We start from the raw sequence: 3,021 nt of genomic DNA on the forward strand, positions 1-3,021 counted from the left end.
CGCTTCATCTCCGGCAGGGCGACCTTGCCCAGCGTCACCGCGGTGGCGACGGACGAGCCCGAGACCGCCGAGAAGGCGGCGCAGCCCAGCACCGAGGCCGAGGCCAGCCCGCCGCGCATCCGCCCGACCCAGGCATTGGCCGCGTCGAAGAGCCCGCGCGAATAGCCCGCCGCCGAGGCGACATTGCCGAGGAGCACGAACATCGGCACCACGATCAGCGAATAGGAGGAGACCGCCGAATAGCTCTCGGTCAGCAGCATGGCGGAGGCCGAGCGGTAGCCCGAGAGCCCCCAGTAGCCGAAGAACCCGACCAGGAGCATGGCAAAGGCCACCGGCGTGCGCAGGATCATCAGCAGGAAGAGCGCGAGGATGCCGAAGAGGCCGGCTGTGACGTCGGTCATTGCTCCGCTCCGTTCAGGATCACGTCAAGGCACTGGATCGCGAAGATGACGACGACCAGCCCTGTGCCGAGGGCGAGGATCGCGTAGAAGGGCCAGAGCGGCAGGCCCAGCATGTTGGTGGCGTCGCCGAACTCGGCCGCGTCGAGCGCCTTGAGCACCGCGCGGTGGCACAGCACGCCCAGCACCCAGCCCGACAGGACCCGCGCCATCACGTCGCCCGCGCGGCGGCCGAAATAGCCGAGGAACCGGTCGAAGACATCGACGCCGACATGCCCGTTCAGCGAGGTGCAGTAGGGCAGGGCGGACATCACCAGCGCCACGGCGGCAAGCTGGATGATCTCGTTCGATCCCAGGATCGGCTGGCCGAGGGCGTAGCGCATGACGACGCCCGCGAAGATCAGCACGACGAGGGCGATCAGGGCGATCCCGCCGATCACGGCCAGGACCGCCGTGGCCCTGCCGGTGATGGCCGACAGGGCGGAGGCAGCCTTGCGCACCATCTCAGTGCTTCAGCGCATCGACGATGGCCTGGGCGGAGCCGCCGGTTTCGGCCACGACCCGTGCCGTCACCCCGTCGGCCAGTGCGTTGAAGGGCGCGGCCTCTTCGGGGGTCAGCTCGATCACCTCATGGCCGTCCATCTCCGCGAAGGCGGCCAGCCCGTCGGCGGCGACCTTCAGCTGGGTCTCGTTGGCCAGCACCGACCCCTCCTTGCCGGCCTCGAGGAGCGCCGTCTGGTCCGCGTCGGAGAGGTCGTTGAAGGCCTGGCGGTTGGCGAGGATGAAGAAGGGCGAGTTGGTCGTCTCCATGCCGACGGTCAGGTAGTTCGCCACCTCGCCCAGCCGGAAGGCGCGGGTCGCGGTGGTGTCGATCATCGCGCCGTCGATCACGCCGGTCTGCAGAGAATTGTAGATCTCGGAGACCGGCATCGAGACCGGCGTCGCGCCCCAGGCCTCGACCAGCAGGCCGGTATTGCGCGAGGGCACGCGGATCTTCAGGCCCTTGATGTCCTCGGGCGCGCGCACCGCCTTGTCGCGGGTATAGAGGACGTTCGGCGCCGAGGACCACAGCGACACCAGGATCGCGCGGCGGTATTCCGGCTGGAACAGCTCGATGTTGTTCCACAGGTCGGCGGTGCCGGTCTCGGTGGAGATCACGCCGGGCAGCTCGGCAACGAGGGTCAGCGGGAAGGTCGAGGCGGTATAGCCCGGCAGCGAGATGCCCAGTTCCGCCACGCCGTCGAGCACGCGGCTGTACTGCTCCACCGGACCCGGGCCCAGCTCGCCGCCATTGTAGAGCGTGACGGTCAGCGCGCCGCCGGATTTCTCTGCGACCCTGTCGGCGAAGGGCTGGAAGGCGCCCGCGACATAGGGGTGGGTCGGCGGCATGAAATTGGCGAACTTGAAGTCCTCGGCGGTGGCCGCGCCGGCGGTCAGGGCAAGAGCGGCGGCAAGGATTGCGCTGCGCATGGTGTGGTCCTCCCGAAACCGGGCCCGCCGGGATGGCAGGCCGCATGCCGGCCCGTTCTGCCCGCCCAGTGCGCTCCGCGCCAATTCGAACCGCGTCTCCCGGAATAAGTTGTCGCTATAGCGACCGGAGCGCGGCGGCCTCGCCTCGCACCATGTCCAGCATCTCGGCCTGGGCCGCGGTGGGCAGCCAGCCTGCGCGCATGGTCAGGCCGATCGGCCTGCCGGGCAGGTTTTCCGGCACATGCAGCCGGTCGAGAAGCCCGCGGGCGATTTCCGCCGCGGCCTGATGCGCCGAGATGCAGCCGAGGAAGTCGCCGCGATGGAGAAGCTCGCGCATAAGCAGGATCGAGCCCGCCTCGAGGATGCTGGCGGGCAGGGGCAGCCCGGCCTCGGCGAAGAGCCGTTCGAATCCCTGCCGCGCCGGCGTTCCGCTGCGGGGCACGACCCAGGCATGCCCGGCCAGCTCGGCGGGGCCGAGCGCGCCCGCGCGGGCCAGCGGATGGCCGGGCGCGGCGACGAAGGCGAGACCGTCCAGGAACAGTTCCTCCTGCACCACGTCGCCGATCGGGGCGGGCTGGCGCAGGGCGCCGATCATCATGTCGACCGCCCCGCGGCGCAGCCCGGCCAGCAGCCCGTCATAGAGCCCGTCGACCACGCGCACCGGCAGGGTCGGGCGGGCGCGGCGGAACCGCGCCAGCACCTGCGGCAGCAGCACCGAGCGCGCCAGGGGCAGCGAGCCGATGACGATCTGCCCGGCCTCCGCCCCGTCGAGCTCGGCCAGATCCGCCTCCGCCTGGTCGAGCTCGGCAAAGCCCAGTTCCGCCGCCTGGGCAAGCGCCTGGCAGCTGCGCGTCGCCGCCATGCCATGGACCATGCGCTCGAAGAGCGGCGTTTCCGCCTCCTGCTCCAGCTGGCTGACGGCGCGGTGGACGGTGGGCTGGCTCAGGCCCAGACGGCGCGCGGCGAGGGTGAAGTTCTCGGCCTCCGCCACCGCGATCAGCGCCTGCAGCTGCGCCGTGGTCGCGGTCAGCTGCAGCCGAGGCGCGATCTGCGCCAGCGCCGGATCCAGCCGGTCGAAGGCGCGCGCCACCCGTGCCGACAGGGCCTCGCCGCGCGGTGTCAGGAAGAACCCCTGCCGCGTGCGGCTGAACAG

4 protein-coding genes are annotated in these 3,021 nt (G+C 70.9%); all 4 read right to left on the bottom strand.

The window, feature by feature from the left end; genetic code table 11:
- The coding region (locus FGX59_RS36340; protein WP_138473411.1) for a TRAP transporter large permease subunit at positions 1–401 on the bottom strand (401 nt) is incomplete at its 3' end.
- Positions 398–901: a TRAP transporter small permease gene (locus tag FGX59_RS36345; protein ID WP_138473412.1), complete on the bottom strand. Its 504-nt coding sequence runs from the start codon at positions 899–901 to the stop codon at positions 398–400. The genes FGX59_RS36345 and FGX59_RS36340, both read right to left, overlap by 4 nt.
- A gap of 1 nt (position 902) precedes the next feature.
- Positions 903–1,868, bottom strand: a complete 966-nt coding sequence (locus FGX59_RS36350) for a TRAP transporter substrate-binding protein (RefSeq protein ID WP_138473413.1) — start codon at positions 1,866–1,868, stop codon at positions 903–905.
- Between the two features lie 115 nt (positions 1,869–1,983).
- On the bottom strand, positions 1,984–3,021 hold a 1,038-nt coding region (locus tag FGX59_RS36355), incomplete at its 5' end, for a LysR family transcriptional regulator (RefSeq protein WP_138473414.1).

The sequence above is a fragment of the Poseidonocella sp. HB161398 genome, assembly GCF_005870025.1.
In the GTDB taxonomy this organism is placed as follows: domain Bacteria; phylum Pseudomonadota; class Alphaproteobacteria; order Rhodobacterales; family Rhodobacteraceae; genus Mangrovicoccus.

Bases quoted from the DNA above. Each gene is read 5' to 3' on its own strand.
- FGX59_RS36350 (WP_138473413.1), bottom strand. From the start codon at position 1,868: ATGCGCAGCGCAATCCTTGCCGCCGCTCTTGCCCTGACCGCCGGCGCG.
- FGX59_RS36345 (WP_138473412.1), bottom strand. From the start codon at position 901: ATGGTGCGCAAGGCTGCCTCCGCCCTGTCGGCCATCACCGGCAGGGCC.